This is a genomic window from Nocardiopsis sp. FR4, from assembly GCF_009830945.1.
Classification (GTDB): domain Bacteria; phylum Actinomycetota; class Actinomycetes; order Streptosporangiales; family Streptosporangiaceae; genus Nocardiopsis.
This window is the reverse complement of sequence record NZ_ML776454.1, coordinates 18,343-38,010: the sequence shown is the minus strand read 5'-3', so window position 1 is coordinate 38,010 and position 19,668 is coordinate 18,343. Positions and strand designations below refer to the sequence as shown.

General features: G+C 75.5%; 22 protein-coding genes. 18 read left to right on the top strand and 4 right to left on the bottom strand.

The features are described from left to right. Nucleotides 1–251: 251 nt before the first annotated feature. The 13 genes from FYW95_RS00200 to FYW95_RS00140 all read left to right on the top strand — a co-directional run bounded on the left by FYW95_RS00200 (nt 252) and on the right by FYW95_RS00140 (nt 11,132). The gene (locus FYW95_RS00200; protein WP_236572027.1) at nt 252–857 is read left to right on the top strand and encodes a DeoR/GlpR family DNA-binding transcription regulator; all 606 of its coding nucleotides are present in this window, start codon (nt 252–254) and stop codon (nt 855–857) included. 408 nt (nt 858–1,265) lie between these two features. Next, nucleotides 1,266–1,745 (top strand): hypothetical protein, encoded by a 480-nt coding sequence (locus FYW95_RS00195; protein ID WP_160049865.1) that lies wholly within the window; start codon nt 1,266–1,268, stop codon nt 1,743–1,745. Further along, the gene (locus FYW95_RS00190) at nt 1,739–2,617 is read left to right on the top strand and encodes a hypothetical protein (protein ID WP_160049864.1); all 879 of its coding nucleotides are present in this window, start codon (nt 1,739–1,741) and stop codon (nt 2,615–2,617) included. The genes FYW95_RS00195 and FYW95_RS00190 overlap by 7 nt, the downstream gene beginning before the upstream one ends. Nucleotides 2,618–2,635: 18 nt before the next feature. Next, nucleotides 2,636–3,301, top strand: coding sequence for an SAF domain-containing protein (locus FYW95_RS00185; RefSeq protein ID WP_159940988.1), 666 nt, complete (start codon nt 2,636–2,638; stop codon nt 3,299–3,301). Beyond that, nucleotides 3,301–4,062 (top strand): CpaE/TadZ family protein, encoded by a 762-nt coding sequence (locus FYW95_RS00180; RefSeq protein ID WP_160049863.1) that lies wholly within the window; start codon nt 3,301–3,303, stop codon nt 4,060–4,062. The genes FYW95_RS00185 and FYW95_RS00180 overlap by 1 nt, the downstream gene beginning before the upstream one ends. Then, nucleotides 4,059–5,414 (top strand): TadA family conjugal transfer-associated ATPase, encoded by a 1,356-nt coding sequence (locus FYW95_RS00175; RefSeq protein ID WP_159940984.1) that lies wholly within the window; start codon nt 4,059–4,061, stop codon nt 5,412–5,414. Before FYW95_RS00180 ends, FYW95_RS00175 begins: the two co-directional genes overlap by 4 nt. Then, nucleotides 5,411–6,271 (top strand): type II secretion system F family protein, encoded by an 861-nt coding sequence (locus FYW95_RS00170; protein WP_370462353.1) that lies wholly within the window; start codon nt 5,411–5,413, stop codon nt 6,269–6,271. Before FYW95_RS00175 ends, FYW95_RS00170 begins: the two co-directional genes overlap by 4 nt. After that, nucleotides 6,268–7,158: a type II secretion system F family protein gene (locus FYW95_RS00165; protein ID WP_201294569.1), complete on the top strand. Its 891-nt coding sequence runs from the start codon at nt 6,268–6,270 to the stop codon at nt 7,156–7,158. Before FYW95_RS00170 ends, FYW95_RS00165 begins: the two co-directional genes overlap by 4 nt. An 8-nt stretch (nt 7,159–7,166) precedes the next feature. Beyond that, nucleotides 7,167–7,352: a hypothetical protein gene (locus tag FYW95_RS00160; protein WP_159940980.1), complete on the top strand. Its 186-nt coding sequence runs from the start codon at nt 7,167–7,169 to the stop codon at nt 7,350–7,352. A 3-nt stretch (nt 7,353–7,355) separates the two neighbouring features. Beyond that, nucleotides 7,356–7,718 (top strand): TadE/TadG family type IV pilus assembly protein, encoded by a 363-nt coding sequence (locus FYW95_RS00155; RefSeq protein WP_236567628.1) that lies wholly within the window; start codon nt 7,356–7,358, stop codon nt 7,716–7,718. Then, nucleotides 7,715–8,125, top strand: a complete 411-nt coding sequence (locus FYW95_RS00150) for a TadE/TadG family type IV pilus assembly protein (RefSeq protein WP_159940978.1) — start codon at nt 7,715–7,717, stop codon at nt 8,123–8,125. The genes FYW95_RS00155 and FYW95_RS00150 overlap by 4 nt, the downstream gene beginning before the upstream one ends. Further along, a complete protein-coding gene (locus FYW95_RS00145) occupies nt 8,122–8,517 on the top strand; it encodes a TadE/TadG family type IV pilus assembly protein (RefSeq protein ID WP_255459304.1) in 396 nt (131 codons plus the stop codon). The genes FYW95_RS00150 and FYW95_RS00145 overlap by 4 nt, the downstream gene beginning before the upstream one ends. 17 nt (nt 8,518–8,534) lie before the next feature. Further along, on the top strand, nt 8,535–11,132 hold the full coding sequence (locus tag FYW95_RS00140) for an OmpA family protein (RefSeq protein WP_159940976.1): 2,598 nt from the start codon (nt 8,535–8,537) through the stop codon (nt 11,130–11,132). Nucleotides 11,133–11,206: 74 nt separating this feature from the next. On the opposite strand, the gene FYW95_RS00135 is transcribed toward FYW95_RS00140, so the two are convergent. The 4 genes from FYW95_RS00135 to FYW95_RS00120 form a co-directional block, all read right to left on the bottom strand. Beyond that, nucleotides 11,207–11,464, bottom strand: coding sequence for a hypothetical protein (locus tag FYW95_RS00135; RefSeq protein ID WP_159940974.1), 258 nt, complete (start codon nt 11,462–11,464; stop codon nt 11,207–11,209). 847 nt (nt 11,465–12,311) lie between these two features. Next, nucleotides 12,312–12,704, bottom strand: coding sequence for a DUF2267 domain-containing protein (locus FYW95_RS00130; protein WP_159940972.1), 393 nt, complete (start codon nt 12,702–12,704; stop codon nt 12,312–12,314). 98 nt (nt 12,705–12,802) lie between these two features. Continuing rightward, complete coding sequence (locus tag FYW95_RS00125) at nt 12,803–14,050, bottom strand: MFS transporter (RefSeq protein WP_201294567.1); 1,248 nt, start codon at nt 14,048–14,050, stop codon at nt 12,803–12,805. Between the two features lie 121 nt (nt 14,051–14,171). Continuing rightward, complete coding sequence (locus tag FYW95_RS00120; RefSeq protein WP_159940970.1) at nt 14,172–14,768, bottom strand: TetR/AcrR family transcriptional regulator; 597 nt, start codon at nt 14,766–14,768, stop codon at nt 14,172–14,174. Nucleotides 14,769–14,977: 209 nt separating this feature from the next. Here FYW95_RS00120 and FYW95_RS00115 point away from each other — a divergent pair, with 209 nt between their 5' ends. The 5 genes from FYW95_RS00115 (at nt 14,978) to FYW95_RS00095 (ending at nt 19,414) form a co-directional block, all read left to right on the top strand. Continuing rightward, nucleotides 14,978–16,006: an aldo/keto reductase gene (locus tag FYW95_RS00115; RefSeq protein ID WP_159940968.1), complete on the top strand. Its 1,029-nt coding sequence runs from the start codon at nt 14,978–14,980 to the stop codon at nt 16,004–16,006. 76 nt (nt 16,007–16,082) lie between these two features. Continuing rightward, nucleotides 16,083–16,448, top strand: a complete 366-nt coding sequence (locus FYW95_RS00110; RefSeq protein ID WP_159940966.1) for a VOC family protein — start codon at nt 16,083–16,085, stop codon at nt 16,446–16,448. A 251-nt stretch (nt 16,449–16,699) separates the two neighbouring features. After that, the gene (locus FYW95_RS00105; RefSeq protein WP_236567627.1) at nt 16,700–17,347 is read left to right on the top strand and encodes a phosphoribosyltransferase; all 648 of its coding nucleotides are present in this window, start codon (nt 16,700–16,702) and stop codon (nt 17,345–17,347) included. A 64-nt stretch (nt 17,348–17,411) separates the two neighbouring features. Beyond that, nucleotides 17,412–18,071: a dienelactone hydrolase family protein gene (locus FYW95_RS00100; RefSeq protein ID WP_159940962.1), complete on the top strand. Its 660-nt coding sequence runs from the start codon at nt 17,412–17,414 to the stop codon at nt 18,069–18,071. Between the two features lie 38 nt (nt 18,072–18,109). Then, on the top strand, nt 18,110–19,414 hold the full coding sequence (locus FYW95_RS00095) for an erythromycin esterase family protein (protein ID WP_159940960.1): 1,305 nt from the start codon (nt 18,110–18,112) through the stop codon (nt 19,412–19,414). Nucleotides 19,415–19,668 lie beyond the last annotated feature (254 nt).

The window sequence follows — 19,668 nt, the reverse complement described above, 5'->3', positions numbered from 1 at the left end:
GGTTCATCCGCTGGACACAGCCCGTCCGTGCCGGTGGGCGCGCGGATCGCCTCCGTGGGCCCGGTTTCGGTCCCGGTGGCAGTTCCGCCACGCTTCTTCCGGTACTGGTTCCGCATTCAGCCGCCGTTCCCCTGCGGCCGAAAAGTTCTTCCCGCCGTGCGGAGCGGTCGTGCGGCCGGATCCGCCCTCCGGGGCGGTCCGAGCCGAGTCCCCAACGGCATTCGTGGATATCGAGGATCAGGAGGCCCCCGGTGGTCCTTTCCAGGGGTGGTTCCGTCAGTGTCGGGTACGGCGAGGCGGAGGCGCTCCGTCCGCCACCGCCGCGCCTGGCCGAGGCCCGGGAGCGCATCGCCCGGGCCGCCGCCGCGGAGGTGCCCCGCGACGGGGTGATCCTGTTGGACTCCGGGCCCGAGGCGGAGATGCTGGCGTCGCTGCTGCCCGCCGCGCCGGGGCTGACCGTGGTCACCAACTCCGTCACCGCGGCCCTGCGCCTGTCCCCGCGCGCCGACCTGGGCGTGCACCTGCTCGGCGGGCGCGTGCGCGGGCTTCCCGCCACGGTGGCCCACGTGCACCTGTTGGAGCAGCTGCACGTGGACGTGGCCTTCCTGACCACCGGGGGCGTCTCGCTCGACCGGGGGCTGACCTGCCAGGACCCGGCCGAGGTCATGGCCCGCCGGGCGATGGTGCGCGCCTCGCGCCGGGTCGTGCTGCTCGCCGACCGGGCCAGGATCGGCGACGACCAGCTCGCCCGGTTCGCGGTGGTCTCCGAGGTCGACCACCTCATCACCGAGGCCGGTCCCGACACCCGCGAGCTGAACCGGCTCCGCGGGCGCGGCCCCAGCGTCCTCGAGGTCTGAGCCGAGCCCCGTCGAGCGGGTCCGGCCCAAAGGCCGGGCCCGCTCTCCGAGGCGGTCGCGCCCCGTGCGGCCGCTGGTCCGCGCCGCCTGTTCAAATGTTGTTTCTTGTGCGTTTGCCTGTGTGGTGCGCGGGTGACGCCTTTTCTTCCGGATGGCCGAAAGTCGCCTTCATCACAAGCCTTTTGGGGTCCTGTGGGGGTTGTTGAGCGACATGCTTCTTCTTTAAGCTCACATAAAGACAACTCGAAACACACCTAAATCAACATTCAGGGGTGTGTAGTCCTCTCGAAGACGAGGTGCGTCCCCGTGTTCCCCGCTTCCTCCTCCGTCCGTGCAGGAGACCGAAGACCGACACCCGGGAGCTGGACCGACACACCCCGCCGGACCGCCGCCCTCGGCGGAGCGGGGGTGCTCCTGGCCCTGGCGGTCGGGTGCGCCGCATCCTCCGCGCCCGCCGGAACCGCGTCGGGCGCGGACCCCTCGGCCGAGCCGTCCGCCTTCGCGCCGCAGAGCGAGGAGGAGGCCGTGCTCACCGCCTACACCGGCATGTGGGACGCGGTGGTGGCCGCGTCCCACGAGGGAGCGGCCAGCTCCGACGACCTGGAACGGCACGCCGTCGGCGCGGCCCTGGTCCTCATGAACACCGCCCTGGAACAGGCCCGCACCCAGGGCGTGCTGGCCACCGGCGAACCCGTCCTGGCCCCCGAGGCGCACATCGAGGACTCCGACCGGGCCACCATCACCGACTGCCTCGACGACTCCGGCTGGAGCCTGGGCGTCGGCGCCCCCGGCCAGGCCGGCACGCGCCGCGTCGAGGCCACGCTCACCCACGACGGACTCGCCTGGCGCGTGTCCGACCTGCGCATCTGGGAGACAGGATCATGTTGAGAACCACGCCCCCCGCCGCTGCCGCGGTCGCCGTGGCGGCCCTGCTGGCGGTGGGCACCGCCGCTCCCGCCTCCGCCGACGGGGGCTCCTTCCTGGGCAGCGTCGAGTGCGGGAGCAACGGCGGCCCCGGGTGCCGGATCCTCCTGACCTGGCTGCTCAGGAACGGCGGTCTGCCCGGATCCGGCGGCGGCACCGGTACCGGCGGCGGCACCGGCGCGGACGGCTCCGCCGGGGCCCCCGCGGACGGGGGCACCGACTGGAGCCAGGTCGACTGGGACGCGGTCGACTGGGACGCGGTCGACTGGAGCCAGGTCGACTGGGACGCGGTCGACTGGGACGCCGTCTTCGGCGGTGAGGGTGCCGAGGGGACCGCGGGCACCGACCCCCTCACCGCCCTCCAGGAGTCCCTGGCCTCCTTCGAGCTGCCCCCGCCCACCATCGTCACCTCCCCGGGCGCCGACTCCCTGGTCCTGGTCAACACCCCCGTCTGGCTGTGGGTCGACACCCAGGAGTGGGGGGCCGAGAGCGCCTCCGCCGAGATCGCCGACCTGTCCCTGACGGTCACCGCGACCCCGGTCGCCACCGCCTGGACCCTGGGTGACGGCACCCGGATCGAGTGCGAGGGCCCGGGCACCCCCTACGACCCGGCCGTGCACGCCCCCGACGCGCCCTCCCCCGACTGCGGCCACGTCTACACCCGCCCCTCGCCGGCCGGCGGCGCCCACACTGTCACCGTCGAGGTCGCCTGGGACACCGGCTGGCGGTTCTCCGACGGAACGGCGGGCACCCTCAACCAGCTCGTCACGACCTCCCAGGTGGAGCTCACCGTGGTCGAGTCCCAGGGGCTCGTCACCGGCGCGGGCCCCCGCTAGCAGCGAAAGAGACATCACGTGGTGGACACGAAGACCGCACCCCCGCCCGCGGCGCCCCCGACCGTCCAGGGCGCACCGCAGGTACGGCTCACCGGCGGCGGCCGCCGCCGGTGGCGCTGGCTGGTGCTGGCGCTGGGTCTGACGACCGCGGGCGCCCTGAGCGGGGTCCTGGCCCTGGAACAGCTGGACGAGCGCAGCGGCGTCCTCGTCGCCGACACCGACCTGCCCGCGGGCCACGTGGTGACCGCCGAGGACCTCAGGATCGTCGAGGTCGCCGTCACCGAGGGCGTCTCCGCCGTCTCCGCGGACCGCCTGGAGGAGGCGGTCGGCAGCACCCTCACCATCCCGGTGGCCCGGGGCAGCCTGCTGCCGGAGACCGTCCTGGGAGCCGAGGCCGCCTTCCCCGAACAGGATCGCGCCCTGGTCGGCGCCACCCTGGGCCCCGGACGCTTCCCCGCCTCCCTGCGCCCGGGGGCCGCGGTGTCCGTCGTGGTCACCGGGGACGAGGCCGGGGGCGTGCGGGCCTACCGCGCCCTGGTCCAGAGCCTGGACACCGCCACCGCCGACGACGGTTCGGCCACGCTCGAACTGGTCGTGGACTCCGCCGACGCCGCCGACATCGCCTCGGCCGCCGCCGGCGAACAGGTCAGCGTCGTCCAGGTCAACCCCAGGGGAGGCGTCTGATGCCGCGCACCGTGGCACTGTTCTCCCTGGGCGGCGCCCCCGGCGTCACCAGCGCCGCCACCGCCCTGGCCGCGGTCTGGCCGGGGGAGCCGGGCGCGGTCCTGGTCGAGGCCGACGCCTCGGGCGGGGACCTCGCCGCCTGGCGGCGGCTGCACCCCGAACCCGGGCTGACCGGCCTGGCCGCGGCCTCACGCCACGGCGGCGTCCCCGAGCCGGGGGCGCACACCCAGACCCTTCCCGGCGGCCTGGCGGTGTGCCCCGCGCCCGTCACCGCGGGCACGGCCGAGGGCGCCGTGCGGCTGCTCTCCCGCAATCCGGCCGTCCTGGCGTGGGACCAGGTGCCCGCCGTCGTCCTGGACCTGGGCCGCCTCACCCCCGGCTCGGCGGCCACGGCCCTGGCCGCGCACGCCGACGCCGTGTTCCTGGTCGTTCCCGACGCCCTGGCCCAGCTGCGCCGGGCCAGGGAGGCCGCCCCCGACCTGGCCGCCGCCCTCCCCGGGCTGCGGGTCCTGGTCGCCGGGGGCAGGGGCGGGGTCGGCGAGATCGCCGACGCCCTGGGCCTGCCCGTGTGGGGCCGTCTGCCCGAGGACCGGCGCTCGGCGGCCTTCCTGCGCGGCGAGACCCACCTGGGGCGCCCGTACCGGCGCCCCCTGTTCCGGGCCGTCGCCCGCCTGGCCGGCGACCTCGCCGCCCCCGTCGCGGCGGCCCCGGCCCCGGCGGTGCCCGCCCCGGCGCACCAACCGACGGGAGCCCCCGCATGAGCAGCGGATACGAGGCCGGCGCCATCACCGACAACCGCTTCCTGGACGCCGACCGCGCCCGGGCCGAGGCCGACTGGGTGGCGTGGACCGCCGCCGAGACCGCGCGCAGGCTGAGCGAGGAGACCCGCGGCGGCACCGAGGACACCCCCGAGCAGTACCGCACCCGCGCCGAACGCGTCATCGCCCAGATCCTCGACGAGGAGGCGGGCCGCGCCCTGGCCCAGGGCCGGGCGGTGCTCGACCCCGCCACCGAGGCGGCCGTGGCCGCGGGCGCCCTGGCCCAGGTGTGCGGGATGGGCCCCCTCCAGCCGCTCCTGGACGACTCCGACATCGAGAACATCAACATCAACGGCGTCGACGTGTGGGTGCGCCGCGCCGACGGCAGCCGCGAACGGCACGCCTCCCTGTTCGCCGACCCCGACGAGGTCGTCGCCCTGGTGCGGCGCCTGGCCGCCGAGTCCGCCAGCGGGGAGCGGCGCTTCGACCCCGGCGCGCCCATCCTGGACATGCAGCTGCCCGGCGGAGAGCGCCTCAACGCCGTCATGGAGGTCTCCCGGCAGCCCTCCGTGTCCATCCGCCGCCACCGGTACGCGCAGACCACCCTCGAACGCCTGCGCGACCTGGGCACCCTGGACCCCGTCCTGGTCGCGCTGCTGCGGGCCGCGGTGCGCTCGCGCCGCAACATGGTCATCACCGGCGGAACCGGCGCGGGCAAGACCACCCTGCTGCGCGCGCTGGCCGCCGAGATCCCCGCCACGGAGCGCCTCGTCACCATCGAGGACGTCTTCGAGCTCGGCCTGGACCGCGACCGCGCCGCGCACCCCGACTGCGTCGCCCTGCAGGCCCGGCCCGCCAACATCGAGGGCGTCGGCGAGATCACCATCGCCGACCTCGTGCGCACCGCGCTGCGCATGTCGCCCGACCGCGTCATCGTCGGCGAGACCCGCGGCCAGGAGACCGTCCCCCTGCTCAACGCCATGAGCCAGGGCAACGACGGCAGCCTCACCACCCTGCACGCGGCCGACTCCGCGGGCGCCTTCACCAAGCTGGGCGCCTACGCCGCCCAGTCCGCCGAACGGCTGCCCCTGGAGGCCACCGCCTCCCTGGTGTCCGCCGCCGTGCACCTGGTCGTGCACGTGTCCGCCCTGCCCGCCGGCGGGCGCCGTGTCACCAGCGTCCGCGAGGTCGTGGGCGCGGAGGGGCAGAAGGTGGTCTCCAACGAGGTCTACCGGTACGGCCGCGGCGGTCCGCTCCCGGCCGCCCCGCCCAGCCCCGACACCCTCGACGCCCTGGCCGAGGCCGGGTTCGACCCCGCCCTGCTGCGCGTGGACACCGCGGGGTGGGCCCCATGAGCCCCGTCGTCCTCCTCGCCTCCCTCGGCGCGCTCACCGGCGCCGGGCTGACCCTGGTCCTGGCCTGGCTGTCCTCCGCCGCCGGGGCCGCCGTCCGTCCCCGGCGCACGGTGCCGCGCCTCGGACGGCGCCGGCTCCTCGTCCTGGGCGCGTCCGTGGCCGCCGGTGCCCTCGTCTGGGCGCTCACCGGCTGGCCGGTGGCCGGGGTGCTCGTCGCCGCCGGGTGCTGGTGGGGCCCCGCCCTGCTGGGGCCCGACCGCGGCCACCGCGAACAGGTGGCGGGGGTGGAGGCCGTGGCCGCCTGGACCGAGATGCTGCGCGACCTCATGGCCGGGGCCTCCGGCCTGCACCAGGCCATCGCCGCCACCGTGCCCACCGCGCCCGAGCCGCTGCGGGAGCCGGTCGCCCGCCTGGCCGACCGGCTGCGCTCCGGCGGTCCCGCCCAGGACGCGCTGCGGGCCTTCGCCGACGAGGTCGACAACCCCATCGCCGACCTGGTGGCCTCCGCCCTGAGCACCGCCGCCACCCGGCACGCCACCGACCTGGGCGTGCTCCTGGGCGCCCTCGCCGAGGCCGCCCGGGAACAGGCGGCGATGCTCGTGAGGGTGGCCGCCAACCGGGCGCGCCTGCGCACCTCCACCCGGATCATCGTCTCGACCACCCTGGGCATGGCCGTGTTCCTCATGCTGTTCAACCCCGACTACCTGGAGCCCTTCGACGGCGCCGTCGGCCAGCTGGCCATGGCGGGCATCGGAGCGCTGTGGGCGGTCGCACTGGTCTGGCTGGTGCGCATGTCCCGGTTCAGCCTCGGCCCCCGCGTGCTCGCCCCCGCCCCGGCCCAGGAGGTCGTGCGATGACCGCCCTGCTGCCCGCGGCCGCCGCCGGAGCCGCCGTCGGCCTCGCCCTGTGGGTTCTGCTGGCGATGCGCTGGTCCCGGCCCCCGCTCGCCGAGCGCCTGGCCGGACCGCCGCCGCCCCGGCCCGTGGTCGTTCCCCACGAGGGAGCCGGGGCCCTGACCCGCCTGGGTACGGTCGGCGTCCCGGTGCTCTCCTCCCTGGGCCTGCCCGGGGAGCGGGCCCTCCGCGACCTGTCCGTGTGCGAGCGCGAGCCCGGCGGCTACCTGGCCGAGAAGTTCTCCGGCCTCCTGCTGGGACTGCTCTTCCCGCCGCTGATCGGTGCCCTGCTCGCCCTGACGGGGTTCCTTCCCGGACCGGTCCTCTCCCTCGGCGGATGGGCGGTCTTCGCCCTGGCCACCTGGTTCGCCCCCGACCTGTCCCTGCACGACGAGGCGGACAAGCGCCGCGAGCAGATGCGGCACACCCTGGCCGGGTTCGCCGACCTGGTCGTGGTCTCCCTGGCCGGGGGAGCGGGCGTCAACGGCGCCCTGACCGACGCCTCGGCCTCGGGCGGCGGATGGGCCATGGCCAGGATCCGGGAGAGCCTGCGCGAGGCCGCGCTGCTGCGCCAACCGCCGTGGGTGGCGCTGCGCGACCTCTCCGAGCGCTTCGACACCCCCGAGTTCGCCGAGCTGGCGGCCAGCCTCCAGCTCGCCGGAGCCGACGGGGCCCGCGTGCGCAGCTCCCTGGCGGCCAAGGCCAAGACGCTGCGCACCCAGTTCCTCTCCGAGATGGACGCCCAGGCCCAGGCCGCCACCGAGCGGATGAGCCTGCCCGTCGTCCTCCTGTTCGCCGGGTTCCTGGTCCTGCTGGGCTACCCGGCGATGCATCTCATCATGTTCGCCTGAAATCCCCGATGGAGCTCCCCGTGAAGAACCTCACCGACCGCGTCTGCGCCTGGCTGGTCAGCCGGGACGACAACGGATACTCGACCGAGACGGTCGTTATCACCGCGCTGCTGGCCCTCGCCGCTGTCGCCCTGGGCGGTGCCATCAGAGCGGCCGTGAACGGCTGGATCGAGCAGATTCCCGCAGGCGGCTGACACGTGACCTCTCCCCGTGACGACCGCGGCAGCGCCGAGATGGCCGTGGCCGCCCCGGCGCTGCTGCTCCTGGTGATGCTGGTCATCCAGGCCGCCCTGTGGATGCACGGCGACCACCTCGTCGCCAACATCGCCCGAAGGACGGCCGAGCAGTCGCGCACCGCCGACGGGGGCCCGGCCGTGGCCGACGCCCTCGGCGGCGCCATGCTCACCGACCTCGACGTCTCCGTCGACCGGGGCGCGACGGAGGTGAACGTCACCGTCCAGGCCCGGGTACCCAGCCTCATCCCGGGCCTGACCTGGCCGGTGCGCCACGACTCCTCCGCCCCGGTGGAGCGGTTCGTCCCGCAGGAGGGCGCCCCGTGAGCGGTTCCGACCGCGGCTCGGCCTCGGCCGAGCTGGCCCTGCTCACCCCGGCCCTGCTGGCCCTGGCCATGCTCATGGTCCTGGCCGGAAGGGTCGTGGACGCGGGCACCACCGCCGACGAGGCGGCCCACGCCGCGGCGCGGGCCGCCTCGATGGAGCGCACCGTCGGCGCCGCCCAGACGGCGGCCGCCTCGGTGTCGTCCCAGACCCTCGCCGAACACGGCCGGGGCTGCTCCGACCACAGCGTCGCGCTGGACCACGGCGGCCTGGCCCCCGGCGGGGCGGTCACCGCCGTCGTGGAGTGCCGGGTCAGCCTGGCCGACCTGACCGGCCTGGGCGTTCCGGGGGGCTACACCGTCCGGGGCGAGTCGACCGCCGTCGTGGACACCTACCGGGGGCAACCGTGAGAGACGACCGCGGACAGACCACGGCCTTCGTCGCCGTCCTGGCGTCGGCCTTCCTGATGTGCCTGGGTCTGGTGTACGACGGCGGGGGCCTGCTGCGCAGCCGCAACGAGGCCGCGGTGCTCGCCCAGGAGGCCGCCCGGGCGGGCGCCCAGCAGATCGACTGGGCGGCCTACCGGGCGGGTTCGGACACCGTCGGCCTCGACTCCGGCGCCGCCGCCGCTGCGGCCCGGGCCTTCCTCTCCTCCTCCGGCGCCACCGGAACCGTCTCGGTCTCCGGGGACACGGTGACCGTGACCTCCTCGGTCGACTACTCCTTCGTCCTGCTGCCGATGGCCTCGACCACCGTCGGGGCCACGGCGACCGCCCGTCCCTACACACAGCCGACCCCCTAGCTCCCCGTGAGGCGGCCATGTCCTCCATCCGAAAGCTGAGCGCGGTCCTGCTCGCCGTGGCGGTGCTGACCGGCATCCCCTACCTGCTCCTGTGGCACCTGCCGTGGCCCGAACTCCCGCAGTCCTGGGAGGTGGCCGCCGCCCACCTGCGCGGCCGCAGGCTCCCGCCCGGGGTGGCCACCGCCCTGCTCATCGTCGCACTGTGGACACTGTGGGGCCTGTACGCCGCCGGACTGGCGGTGGAGGTCCGAGCGCGCCTGCGCGGCCTGCCCCGGGTACTGCGGCCCCTCGGTCCGCTCCAGGCGGTCGCCGCCACCGCGGTGGCGGCCGTGGCCGCCAACCCCGCCGCGGCCCTGGCCGACACCGTCGCCGCCCCGGACACCCAGGAGGAGGACTCCCGACGGGAGGGGGAGCCGCCGCCCGCGCCCGAGGCGGCCGACCCCGGCCAGCCCTCCGAGCGCGTGCGCACGGTCTCCGGCTTCGGGGTCGGCTCCGCCGAGCTGACCGAGCAGATGCGCGAGGACCTGGCCCCGGTGGCGGAGATGATCGCCGACTACGGTGACCCGGACTCCACCGTCCGCGTCACCGGTCACACCGACCCCAGCGGCAGCGCCTCGGCCAACCTGGAACTGTCCGAGCGGCGGGCCCAGGCGGTCGCCGACCACCTCGCCGGGCTGCTGGGGGAGGGCGCCCCCGGGTTCGAGGTGCGCGGGGCGGGCTCCGGCGAACCCCGGGACGGCGGCCCCGAAAGCCAGCGCAGGGCGGAGGTCGCCTACACCGTCGTTCCCCGGGTGCAGGCGGACACGGAGGCCGACGAGGCCGCCGCCCCCATGCCCGGCACCGAGACGCGCCGGATGGCGGCCACGGGCTCCGACGCCGCCTACGATCCCGAGGCCGACCCCGACCGGCAGGTCGTGGTGGTGGAGATCCCCGACGGGGCCGTCACCGGCGCCGTCGCCTTCGCCGGGCTGGCCGGGGGCTACCTGATCGGCAAGCGCGGCGGGCGCCTGCCGCGGATCAGCCTGAGCCTGCCCCGGCTGACCGCCTCCCCGCGTCCCCGGCGGCTGGCCCTGCCCGCTCCGCCGCCACGGCCCGTGCCGGGGGAGGAGATCGACGAGCGGGTCACCGTGGAACTCGACCACGTGCCCGGCCTGGGCATCACCGGCCCGGGCTCGGCGGGGGCCGCCCGCCGCCTGATCGTCAACGCCCTGGACCGGCTGGACGAGAACGCCGTGCGCGTGCTGATCACCGACGCCGACGCGGTACGGCTGCTGGGGGAGCGGGGGCGCGACCTGCTGCGCTCGCACCCCTGCGCACCCGTGACGATGGTCGGCACCATGGAGGCGGCCCTGGCCGCCCTCCAGCGCGAGCTGCACCGGGACTCCGACGAGCCGCGTCCGCCCCTGGCCCTGGTGACCTCGCCCAGCCCCCGGCACGAGACCGCGCTCTCCGGGCTGCTCCTGCACGGTCAGCGCCAGGGCGTCACGGCGGTGGTCCTGGGCCGCTGGCCGCTCGGCGGCAGCTGCGACATCGCCGAGGACGGGCTCATCACCGAGACCAGCCCGCCGCTCAACCTCCTCTTCCACTGCTCATGGCCCGCCGCCACCGCCGACGAGGTGATGCGCGCGATCCGCGCCTACCGGCACTCCTCACCCGCAGCCGAGCGGAGCGTGTCCGCGTCCCGCGACTCCGCGCCCGCCGGGCGGCGCCCCCGGCCGCTGGCCGACCCGGAGCGGGCCGAGGCGGTGCCGGAGGCGTCCGCCTTCGCTGAGGCCCTCGTACCCGTGGCGCCGGAGGAGCGTCAGGAGGCCGCGGCCGAGCAGGGCCGTGCGGAGGGAACGCCGGGGGAATACGCCCGGCCCTCCGGGCGGCCCGCGGTTCCGGTCGCGGAACCGGAGACCGAGGCCGCCGGGTCTGCGTGGTCCGAGCCGGTTCCCGTCGGGCCCCCAGGGTCCGAACCCGCTCCCGCCGAGGTCGCGGCGGATGCGGCGGCCGGTGCCTCCGAGGCGGCGGAACGGCCTGTTCTGCCGCCCGGTCGCGGTCCACGCCCGCGCCCCGCGACCGAGGAGACCCGGCGCGCGTCCCAGCCGGAGCCCCGTCGGGAGGAGGGCGCGGAGCCGCGTTCCGAACCGCCGCTCAAGGCCGGGAAGGCGCGCCGCGCCGCCCCCCGGCCGCAGGTGCGGGAGGAGGAGCCCGCGCGGCCGCGTCCCGGAACCCCGGCGGGGGCCGCTCGGGCACAACGCCCGGAAAACCGTCCGGAGCCCCGCGCCGAGGTCCCCGGAGAGTCCGGTCCCGGTCCCTGGAAGGAGCCCGTCTCCGGGAATCCGCCCGAGGAGGGGAGGGAGCGCCGTCCCTGGCCGCGCCCCCGGCCCGAGCCCGGCGGCCAGCCGGCCGAGAAGACCGCACGGCCCGCCCTGACGGCGCGGATGGAGCGGCTGGAGACGGTGGAGAGGTCGCTGCGCCGCAACGCCGCCAGGAACGGGGCGGCGCGTCAGCAGGCGGCGGAGGTGGAGGAGGGCGGTGACACGGACGGGGCGCAGGCCTCCCGGCCCGTGCCCCGCAAGCCCAAGAAGGCGGGCCGGGGGAGGACGTGGCGTCCCCGGGAGGGTGCCTGAGGCCCCGCCGGTCATCGGCCGGTCCGACACGCGGACCCGCCCGCCGACGGGGCCTCCGTCGGCGGGCGTTGCCGTCAGTACCCCGTGGGTACCCGTCGCGCCGACCGGTGTACGTCGATCGCGGTGAACACTTCCGTCTCCTCGCCGTCCTCGGCGACCGTGCGGCCGGTGGGGGCGAAGTCGTACGAGGAGTCCGCTGCCCGGAACCGGTAACTGTTCCTGGGGGCGGCCACTTGGGTGAAGGTTCCGTCGAGGTCACGGATCGCGGCGAACTCGGGGGTGTCGGGGACGACCAGCTTGATGCGCTTCATCCTCGGTCGCAGGATCGCCAAGACACTGCTCCCCTTTCCTTCGTCGGGCGGACGTCCGGCCGGGCCGGTTGCCGTCCTTGGTGACTACAGTGATTCCCCATTACGAAAAGATAAATCTCGGCGTTGTGACTGGCGTTGGCGGCAAAGGCCCTACCCGGATCCGGTCATGAGCCGTTGGTGCTGGTCGTGCCCGGTGGCGCGGACGTGGCCGGCCGGTGAACTTCTCTGCAGAACCGGGTGTTTCGCCCTTGCGGGGCGGGCCGTTCGGTCGACCCCGCAACGGTTCGCGGACCGTACGGACCGGGCCGCGCCCGCCGGGATCGCCGTCCCCGGGGCCCGTGCGTCGGCGGGTGGTCGAACGGTCATGGTCCCCCGTCGTCGGTCGTGCGGTGGGCCGGGGGAGAGCGTATCCGTGGTGTCGGGGGTGAAGGCGGCGCGACACGGGCGCCCGCCCGTGCGGGCACCCGTTTCCCCGTCCCGCGGGACGGTTCGACCGGGGCGGCCGACGGTGCCGGACGGGTGGGAGCACGCACCCCGCGCCGCCCCCTCTCGGGGCCGGCGCGGGTCCTCACCGTTCCGGCGGGAGACCGGGAGTGTGCGGCGGGGCGGATCCGGTGACCGGCGCGGCCTGCGCCCCCGTCCGGGAGGGCGGGGGCGGCTGGCGGCGGGTGAGGTGCGGTGCGGGTGCGTCCGGGGGCTTGTGTCGGCGGGGACTCCGGCGGTTATGACCGCGGTCCCCGTGCGAGCGGGCGGAGTCCGGGCCGCCAGTCCGGAACCCCCGGTGGGGGCGCGGCCGGTCGTCCGCGTCCCGCGGGGGTCCTGCGCGGAGGACCGCCCCGCCGACCGGGTCGGCGGGGCGTGTGACCGGTCAGTCGCTCAGTTCCGGCTTGCCGAACAGGGCGGCGTAGCCGGAGGGCAGCTGGCTCAGGATGTGGTTGAGCTGGCCGCCGGTGATCCGGTGGGCCACCGTGGTGAGCACCGCGCTGGCGTCCCACTCGGCCGTCTTGGGCCGGGCGCCGGTGGCCGCCGCCACCCGGTTGAGGAACTCCTCCACCCCGAAGGACTCCGCCTCGAGCAGCTCACCCTGGCGGATCGCGTCGCCCAGCGGCTCGGGCAGCTGCGCCACCAGGTGTTCGGCCCCGTTGGCCTGGAGCCGCGGCGCCAGCACGCCCAGGACCGCGTGGCTCACCTGCTCAGCCTCCTCGCGGGTCTCGTACTCGCCCAGCTCGCGGACCTCTTTCAGGAACTCGTCGTAGTGCATCTCGACCTCCTCGCCGCGTGACGGCCGGTCCCTTCGTCCACGTCCCCTGCCCGTTCGCCGGGCGGGGCAATCCCACGGAACCGCCGCCTCCGGACAGGTCAGGGCGTCACCCTCTCCGCCGCGGGTCCCCCTGCGCCGGGCCGCCCGGCTCCGTCCTCCGGCCGGTCGGACGAGGGCGGGACGAAGGCGTCGGCGGCCTCGTGGCCCGCCTCGCGGGCGGCCAGGGCGGCGGGCACCATGGCCGCCAGCGCCAGCACGGCCAGGGCCGCCCCCACCCACAGGGGTGCGCGCAGCCCGAAGGCGTCGATGCCCGCGCCGCCGGCCCAGGACCCGATCACCACACCCAGGGTGATGAACGAGGCGTGCGCGGTGTTGACCAGGGCTCGGGCGTTCCCGGCGCGCTGGACCCGGGTGACCATCGCCGGATTCAGGGTGATACCGACCAGGCCGATGCCCGCCATCGCAGCCAGCGCCGGGACCGGCAGGTCGGCGAACAGCGCGAAGACGGTCAGGAAGACCGTGTTCAGGGCCAGCCCGGTGACGATGACGGTGATGGTGTGGGACACGGCCAGGCGGCTGACCACGAGGTTGCCGACCACCGTCGCCCCTCCGTAGCCGAGGAGCAGCAGCGGCACGGCGTCGCGGGAGAACCCGGTCACCTCGGTCAGGATCGGCGTGAAGTAGGAGAAGGCCGCGAAGGTGGCGCCGATGATGAGCGTGGAGGTGGCCATGGCGGCCCACAGGCGCGGACGGCGGAACACCGCCGTCTCGGCGCGCAGGGCCCCGGCCTCCCCGGACCGCTCCAGCCGGGGCAGGGCCAGCGCGGTGGCCACGGCCGCGACCACGGTCAGCGCGCCGACGGCGGCGAAGGCCGCGCGCCAGCCGAACTGGCCTCCGATGAGCGTGGACAGCGGCAGCCCGAGCAGGGTGCCCACCATGAGGCCTTGGAGGGCCACGCCGGTCGCGCGCCCGCGCAGGTGAGGAGCGGTGACCTGGGCGACGGCGGACAGGGCGACACCGAAGAAGGCTCCGGAGGCGGCCCCGGTGACGACGCGGGCCACGAGCATGGGCCAGTACGAGCCGGAGAGCGCGGCCAGGGTGTTGCCGACGAAGAAGAGGGCGAACAGCGCCAGCAGCGCGTGGTGGGTGCGCAGACGCAGCACGGCGAGGGTCGCCAGCGGGCCGCCGAGCGCCATGGCCAGTGCGAACGCGGTGATGAGGTAGCCGATCCGCGTGACGCTGACCCCCAGGTCCTCCGCCATCTGCGGCATGAGTCCGCCGACGAGCAGTTCGCTGGTGACCATGGTGAAGATGCCGAGCGCCATGAGGTACACGGACTTGGGCATGGGGGTGTCCTTCTCTTTTTTGGATTGATCAGATCAAAACAAAGGCGCGCGAAGCGCCTCAGGGGAGGTATGGGCTGATGGCGGGGGATCCGGGGTCCGCCGCCCGGCGGCGGGCCCCGGATCAGGGGGTGAGCGCCCCGATCCCGGTCGAGGCGATGGCCGTCAGTGTCGCGCGTCCGGCGCCCGACTGGGCCGCGACCCGCATTCCGGAGATGAGGGAGACCAGGTACCAGGCCAGCTCCCCCGGATCCCGCCCGCCGGCCACGGAGCCGTCGAGTTGGCCGTCGATGAGGGTCAGCCGCAGGGAGGACAGGCGCTTGTGCAGATCGGCCTCCACCATCTGGGCGATGCCCGGATTGCGTGCGGCGATCGCGGTGATGGTGTTGACGGTGAAGCAGCCGGGCCCCAGGCCGCTGTCCCGGTTCGCCATCTCGTCGTCCACGATCACGGCGAGCAGGGTGCGGATCCGGTCCAGTCCGCTGCCCTCCCCGGAGTCCAGGACGGTGTTCTGGCGTGCGGTCCTGGTGGTGACGTAGTGGGACAGCGCCCGGCGGAACAGGTGCTCCTTGGAGTGGAAGGTGTTGTAGAGGCTGCTGCGGGTCAGTCCCGTGGCCTCGCACAGGTCGGCCGTGGAGGTCCCGTCGAAACCCTTGGCCCAGAACTCGCGGCAGGCCGCCTGGACCGCCGTCTCCTCGTCGAACTGGCGTGGTCGTCCCATGGGGCAGACAGTACCATTTTATGGATGGATCGTTCCATAAAAATCGGGAAATGACCGCGGCGTGCCCGGGTGTACCCCGCCGGGCGGGGCGGCCCGCGGGGTTTCGGCCTCCGGGCGGGGGCCTTCCCGGTAGGCGCCCGGGGTGGTAGGCAGGTCCCGGCGGGCGGCGCGGGCCGGACCGGCAGACCTCCTCGGGAAGGGACGGCGTCATGACGCACCACGGCGGCGGAGGGACAGGCCGCGGGCGCCCGCCCTTCGACCTCGGCCCTCTGGGCCTGGGCACCGCACCGATCGGCAACGGCGTGAACCGGGTCATGGACGAGGAAGCGGCCCTGGCCACCGTCCACGCCGCCTGGGAGGCGGGCGTGCGCTACTTCGACACCGCGCCGCACTACGGCCTCGGCCTGGCCGAGCGCCGTCTGGGCCGTGCCCTGGCCGGCCTGCCCCGGGACCGGTACGTGGTCTCGACCAAGGTCGGCCGGCTCCTGGAACCCACCCCGCACCGGGCCGGACAGCCCGACGACGAGGGCTTCGCCGTCCCCGCCGACTACGCGCGACGGTGGGACTTCAGCGCCGACGGGGTGCGGCGCTCCCTGGAGCAGAGCCTGGAGCGGCTGGGACTGGACCGCGTCGACGCCGTGCTCCTGCACGACCCCGACCACCACTGGCGGCAGGCCGTGGGCGAGGCCTACCCGGCCCTGCACGAACTGCGCGCGCAGGGCGTGGTCGGCGCGATCGGCGCGGGCATGAACCAGGCCGCCATGCTCGAGCGCTTCGCCTTGGAGACCGACATCGACATCGTGCTGCTCGCGGGCCGCTACACCCTGCTCGACCAGACGGCGGCGGCCACCATGCTGCCCGCGTGCCTGCGCCGGGGGGTGGCGGTCGTCGCGGCCGGGGTCTTCAACAGCGGCATCCTGGCCGTGGACGAGCCCGCCGCCGACGCCACCTACGACTACGCTCCGGCGCCCGGACCGCTGCGCGGGCGCGCACGGCGCCTCGCGGCGGCGGCCCGCCGCCGCGGCGTGTCCCTGCCCCGGGCCGCGATGGCCTTCGCCGCCCGCCACCCCGCCGTTTCCTCGGTGCTGGTGGGAGCCGGATCCGCCGACGAGATCCGGCGCGACGCCGCCCTCCTGGCCGACCCCGTGCCCGAGGCGCTGTGGTCGGACCTGGAGGCCGAGGGGCTCCCCGCCCCCGGGACCGCCTTCCCGGACGGTGCTCCGGGCCGGAAGGGGTAGGGGCCGGGGACGGGGGAGCGGATCGCCCCGCGACCGGCGGGCCCGGGCCCGCGGAACGAACACCCGAGGAGGACCCGTGCGCCTGGTCTGCGTACTCGACACCAACGACCCGCGGGCGGCGGCCGACTTCTGGTCGGCGGCGCTCGGCTTCGAACCGGTGGAGGACGGCCACCCCGTCTACCGCGCTCTGAGGGACCCGGGCGGGCGCTGGCCCGACCTCCTGTTGCAGAAGGTGCCCGAGCCCCGGCCGGGCAAGAACCGGATGCACCTGGACCTGGTCGTGTACGACCTGGCGGCCGAGGTCGACCGGGTGTGCGCGCTGGGCGCCCGGGTCCTGCGCCCGGCCTACGAGGAGGACGGCCACCTGCTGGCGGTCATGGCCGACCCCGAGGGCAACGAGTTCTGCGTGGTGCAGCGGCTCGACGGCACCCTGGGGGACTGACCGGGACCCCGTCCGCGCATGTGTGCGTCCGGGGTCCCCGGGTAACGCTCACCACAGGGCCCGCACGCACCGGTGACCTGCATCCGAAACACGGGAAACCCACCCGGTCCAGGGAGCGCACGGCCGCCGCGGAGCGGGCACGGCACGCCGTCCGCGGCCGCCTCCGGGCCCGCCGCGGACCCCGCGAGAACGCGACTGGGGTGAGGAACGTGTTCCGAGACCGGCGAGACGCGGGCGAACGGCTATCCCGCGTGGTACAGGGGCAGGACCGGCCGCGTCCGCTCGTGCTGGCGCTGCCGCGCGGCGGCGTCCCCGTGGCCGAGCGCGTGGCCGACGCACTCGACGTGCCGCTGGACGTGGTGGTCGTACGCAAGATCCCGGCCCCCGGCAACCCCGAACTGGCCATCGGGGCGACCACGGCCGAGGGCCCGCCCCTGTTCGACTCCCGGGCACTCGGCCTCCTGGGCATCCCCCGGGAGCGCCTGGCGTCGATGGTGGAGGTCGCGCAGTCCGAGGCGCGCCGCCGGGTCCGGGCCTACCGCGGTGACGACCCCGCGCCGCCGGTGCACGGCCGCGACGTCTTCCTGGTCGACGACGGGCTGGCCACCGGTATGAGCGCGCGGGCCGCGCTGACCGCGCTGGGCGAGCGGGCTCCCGCCTCGCTGACCCTGGCCGTCCCGGTGGGCGCCCCCTCGGCCGTACACGCGCTCTCCGAGGCGTGCGACCAGGTCATCTGCCTGGAGACGCCGTCGGACTTCGGCGCGGTCAGCCTGTGGTACGAGGAGTTCTCCCAGGTCAGCGACGAGGAGGTGCTGGCCCTCCTGAAGAGCCGTCCCCGCCGGGCCCCGGACGGGAGCCCCTCCGGCCGCGACCGCCCCGGGGACCCGGGGCCGCCGTGACCCGCAGGACGCAACGGCGCCCGTGCGCCGCACGGGCGCACCGCCCCGACGAAGGGAGAGCACCATGACCGCCCGCGACGTGACGGTACGTACCCCGGACGCGGAACTGGAGGGCCAGCTGACCGTGTTCCCGGGAGCGACCGCGGTCGTGGCCTTCGCGCACGGCAGCGGGAGCTCACGGCACAGTCCGCGCAACCAGGCGGTGGCCCGCGGACTCCAGCGTTCCGGGATCGCCACGCTGCTCCTCGACCTGTTGACCTTCGACGAGGAGCGGGTCGACAACGTGACCGGGCAGCAGCGCTTCGACATCGACCTGCTCACGCGCAGGCTCACGGGGGCCGTGGACTGGCTGACCGCCCAGGACGAGACCGCGGGCGTGCCCGTCGCCCTGTTCGGCGCCAGCACCGGGGCCGCCGCCGCGCTGCGCACCGCCGCCGAGCGCCCGGACACGGTCCAGGCGGTCGTCTCCCGGGGCGGCCGCCCCGACCTGGCGGGCACGGCGGCGCTGCAGGTGGTGCGCGCGCCCACCCTGCTCATCGTCGGCGGCGCCGACACCGACGTGCTCAAGCTCAACGAGGAGGCGGCCGACTGGATCGGCGGGCCGAGCCGGATCCACGTCGTCCCGCGCGCCACGCACCTGTTCGAGGAGGAGGGGGCGCTGGAGGAGGTCACCGACGCCGCCTCCGACTGGTTCACCACCATCCTGGGCGAGGCGGAACGGTGAGTACGCATCCCCTGCATCCACGAACCGGGAGGACCGAGATGAGCACGGACGGCACGGACGGCCGGGAGGCGGTGCGGCCGCTGACCGGGCCGCGGGCCCTGGACCCGCTCATGGAGCGGATCGGCGACGCGCGGTACGTACTGCTGGGCGAGGCCTCGCACGGCACGGCCGAGTTCTACGGCTGGCGCGCGATGCTGACCCGGCGGCTGATCGAGGAGGCGGGGTTCTCCTTCGTCGCGGTGGAGGGCGACTGGCCGGACTGCCAGGACCTGCACTGCTCCGTCGTGGGCGCTCCCGGGGCCGCGGCGGACCCGCGCGCGGCCCTGGAGGGCTTCGGCCGGTGGCCGCGCTGGATGTGGGCCAACACCGAGGTGCTGGACTTCGCCCGGTGGCTGCGGGAGCACAACCTGGCGCTGCCTCGGGAACGGCGCGCGGGGTTCTTCGGCCTGGACGTGTACTCCCTGTGGGAGTCGCTGCACGCGGTCCTGGACTGGCTGCACGAGAACCTGCCCGAGCAGGTCGAACCCGCGCTGCGGGCCTACCGGTGCTTCGAGCCCTACCGGGAGGACCCCCGGTCCTACGCCCGCGCCAGCCGGCTGGTGCCCGAGAGCTGCGAGGCCGAGGTGGTCGGCCTGCTGTCCGGGCTGCGCGGCCGGGAGCGGAGGTCGGTGGACGGGGGCCTGGCCGACCTGGCCGTGCGCCAGAACGCCGAGGTGGTCGCGGGGGCCGAGCAGTACTACCGGGCGGTGGTGCGCGGCGGGCCGGAGTCGTGGAACGTGCGCGACCGCCACATGGCCGACACCCTCGACCGCCTGATGGAGCACCACGGCCCGGAGGCCAAGGCCGTGGTGTGGGAGCACAACACCCACATCGGCGACGCGCGGGCCACCGACATGGCCGACGCGGGCATGGTCAACGTGGGGCAGTTGGTGCGCGAGCGGCACGGGGACGAGGGAGTGGTCCTCGTGGGCTTCGGCACCTACGAGGGCCGGGTGGTCGCGGCCCGGTCCTGGGGCGGGGACCCGGAGCCGATGCCGGTGCCCGCGGCGCCCGAGGGGAGCGTGGAGGCGATCCTGCACCGGGAGACCGGCGGCGACGCCGGCCTGGTGCTCCTGTTCGACGGCGCGGGCGACCTCCCCTTCGCGCGGGGGGAGGTACTGCCGCACCGCGCCGTCGGCGTGGTCTACCACCCCGGGCGCGACCAGTGGGGGAACTACGTGCCGACCGTCATGGACGAGCGCTACGACGCCTTCGTGTTCGTCGACCGCACCCACGCGCTCACGCCGCTGCACCCGTTCGAGTCCGACTCGGGTGAGAAGGAGAGCTGGCCCAGCGGCCACTGACCCCGGCCGGGATCCGCTGTGAGGTTGCCGCCGGTGCGGACGGTGCGGCGGTAGGAGGCGGCCCGGGCGGCATCCACCTGGCCGCACGGAGACGCGCGGCGTCGTCGCCCCGGCGGACGCGGTGCTCCTCTCCCAGGAGCGGAACCCCCGTCACGGGCGAGGAGTGGCTGGGTGCGGCCGTCGCGCCCTTCGGGGTGTCGGTCTCCTGGGGCCCGGCGCACCGGATCCGGGCGCGCGGTATGCGGCGGACCGAG